Source organism: Pseudomonas sp. BN417, assembly GCF_029871205.1.
Lineage (GTDB): Bacteria > Pseudomonadota > Gammaproteobacteria > Pseudomonadales > Pseudomonadaceae > Metapseudomonas.
Map to the genome: position 1 here is coordinate 1 of NZ_SSOJ01000110.1, position 2,942 is coordinate 2,942.

The window sequence follows — 2,942 nt, forward strand, 5'->3', positions numbered from 1 at the left end:
TCGGTCTTCTCCCACTTGTACTGGTAGTAGGCCTGCAAGCTGAGGCTGTCGGTCAGGTCGATCTGGCCGAATACCTGGCCTACCGGCAGGAAGAGTTCCTTGAGTTCCACCCCGGGGGTGTTGGCCTTGGTTGCATCAACCGGGGCCATGGCGCCGGAAATGCCGTTGCCGATGAACAGGCTCTCACCCCAGCTCACGACCTGGTCGCCGACGCGCAGGTTGAGGTTGTGCCCGCCGAGGTCCCAGGCGCCATAGACATAGGCATCGAGCAGGCGGATGTCCTTGCCATGCTGGTCGATAGTGTCGTGGGGGAAGTGGTTGGGTTGCGAGCAGCGGCCGCCGGCGAAGCAGTTGGAGGTGCCGGTGTGGTTGTCGTTGCTGCGGTTGTAAACGTCGTCGTAGAAGCCGCTGGCACGCATGAACAGGCCGAAGTCCTCCTTCCAGTTGAAGTTGGCCTCGGTGAGGAAACTGGAGCGGTTGGTGATCAGGCTGCCCTTGTCGAAGGCGTTGTTGCCGTCGTCGATGTTGGCGATGGCCGGGTTCGGGAAACCGTTGGACAACGCGTGATCGCGGGATTCGGTGCGCCACGCGAGGCCGTAGGTCAGGGTGGTGTTCCAGTCGACCTTGAGGTTTTCATTGGGCAGGAAGGTCAAGGCTGACGAAGCCTCGCTGAACATCAGCAGGGCTGCGGGCAAGGCCAGGTATGCCGTGGTGCGGATACGGGTCGTTGTTATTGTCATTCCGGTCTCCGGGTGGGGTGGTACAGGTGCCGCCTCGGTTGATATGGGCGACCACTATCGAAATGCGACATGGTCGGCACCACCGACTGTTAAGACTAGGTGATTTTCCGTGGTGGCTGGGCGGGCCAGGTGGGAAAGTGGCGAAAGCCAAGGCTTACGAGACTTTGGATGCGTGGTGGGTGGTGCGGAGTGATTTGGTGTGGGACGGTTCGCGTGCCAGACCAGAAAATTTCAGTACAGGTTTGTGGGCGTAAAACGAGTTAAAGCCGGTGGTGGTGAACTCGGGAGAGTCTGGCTACGGACCGCATCGCTTGTAGGAGGCGGCGAAGGGCGTGTGGCGGTTCGTGAGCAAGAACCAGACGTCCCCTTGCTCCTACAGACCTGGCCATGCATCACTGCTAGCCGTTGATGAGACGTAAAAAGGCCCCCGCGCCTTGCGGTCGCGGGGGCTTTTCATTGCGCGTGGATCAGGGCGTCAGGTTGCCCAGGATCAGCTTGGCCTGGGCCTGCAGCAACGGCGATGCCGTCATGTTGCCGTCGATCACGGTAATCACTGCCTTGCCCAACGACAGCTGATAGGCGTCCGCCTGCATCTGCTCGGCTGTGGGAGCGGGTGGTGGAACCAGATTGACCCGAATCACCCCGTCGGCCCCTTGTTGTGGCGCGAAGTTGACGTTGCCCCAGTCACCAATAGGCGCGAAGGCAACGCCAGTCACCTGGCCAGCTTCCAGGGCCGGGTAGTTGATGTTCAGGCCTGTGGTGCCGGGCAGCCCGAGCACATTGGTCGCGCACTGGGCCTTGGCCTTACCGCCACTGGTTTCGCAAACGCGGTGTGCCTCGGCGCCAATGGCCACAGCACGTTCGATGACCTTGGCGGCAAAGCGCGCAGTGTCGTCCATGGCATCGAGGGTTTTCCGGTAGCCGGCCTGCGGGTCCTGGCTGATCAGCTGGAGGTCGATGGCAGTGGACACGGCCACGGCCGGCACGCCCTTGAACATGGCGCGCACGGCGGCGTTGACGGTGCCGGACATCTGCGTCAGCGGGCCGACGTTGTCGCCAAAGTTGGTACCGGAGACCACCAGGTCGGGGCGGTTGTCCTTGAGCAGCAGGTCGAGGCCGACGTTCACCGCGTCCACCGGAGTGCCGATGGCCGAGGTCTTGCCGGCCGGCGGGGTGTAGCCGGCGGGGGCGCCGACGCAGTATTTGCCCTGGGCGAGCTGGGTGACGGCCACGGCCTGGCCGGGCACCACCACGCTGGCGGCGCCGATGCCGCTGCTGTCGTTCTGCGGGCCGACCAGGGTCACCTGGTGGCCGGCGGCGACCAGGGCCTGGTAGACGGCGTCTATGCCCGGCGCACGGCAGCCGTCGTCGTTGGTAAGGAGAATATTCAGGGCGCTGGCCTGGAGCGAAAGGGACAGGGCGGCCAGGCTGATGGCGGATTTCAACAGCGTGTGCGTCATATCGTTTCCTCTATTGCGAGAAGGGAACCTTGGTCGACTGCTGGCTGAACGAAGGCGGTTTTCGGGGGACACAAAAAAGCGAGGCCCGGGGGCCTCGCTCGATCAGGGCGCTTATTTGCCCAGCTTGCGCAGGTTGGCGACGGAGAAATAGTCAGCTTCGTAATCGCTGTTGTTCAGCTTCGCCGGCGGCTTGCCGTTGAGCAGGCGGTCGGTCAGGTAGGAACCGGCGATCAGATCGTGGAAGATCGCCACCCGGGCCTGGAAGCCTTGCAGATCGTAGGCGTAGGCCGTGGTCTGCATGTTGCTGCGCCAGAGCTGGCCCTTGCCGTCGTAGTTGTCGGCCATCACGGCGATCCAGGAGTCCTCGTCTATGTACAGCACGCGCTTGCCATAGATGTGGCGCTTGCCGGGCTTGAGCGTGGCTTCCAGCACCCAGACACGGTGCGGTTCATAGCGCATGAACTCGGGGTTGACGTGGCCGTTGGTGGACAGCAGGTCGTCGAGCTTCAGGCTCGGGTCGTCGAGCTTGTAGTTGTTGTACGGGATGTACATTTCCTTCTTGCCCACCAGTTTCCACTCGTAGCGGTCCGGGGCGCCGTTGAACAGGCGGTCCTCGTCCATCACGCGGAAGCCGCCGGCACCGAACGGGGTGTCATAGGCCACGGTCGGCGCGCGACGCACCCGGCGGTTGCCCGGCAGGTACTGCCAGGACTGCGACGGCGAGGAAATCGGGTCGGTGAAG

At 63.2% G+C, this 2,942-nt stretch carries 3 protein-coding genes; all 3 read right to left on the reverse strand.

Annotation, left to right across the window (positions count from 1 at the left end; translation table 11 throughout):
- Positions 1-740 (reverse strand): DUF1302 family protein (locus E8F11_RS13405; RefSeq protein ID WP_280289305.1); only part of this gene is annotated, 740 nt, incomplete at its 3' end.
- A 467-nt stretch (positions 741-1,207) separates the two neighbouring features.
- Positions 1,208-2,200, reverse strand: coding sequence for a 5'/3'-nucleotidase SurE (locus tag E8F11_RS13410; RefSeq protein ID WP_280289306.1), 993 nt, complete (start codon positions 2,198-2,200; stop codon positions 1,208-1,210).
- Between the two features lie 111 nt (positions 2,201-2,311).
- Positions 2,312-2,942: DUF1329 domain-containing protein (locus E8F11_RS13415; protein ID WP_280289307.1), on the reverse strand; the 631-nt coding region annotated here is incomplete at its 5' end.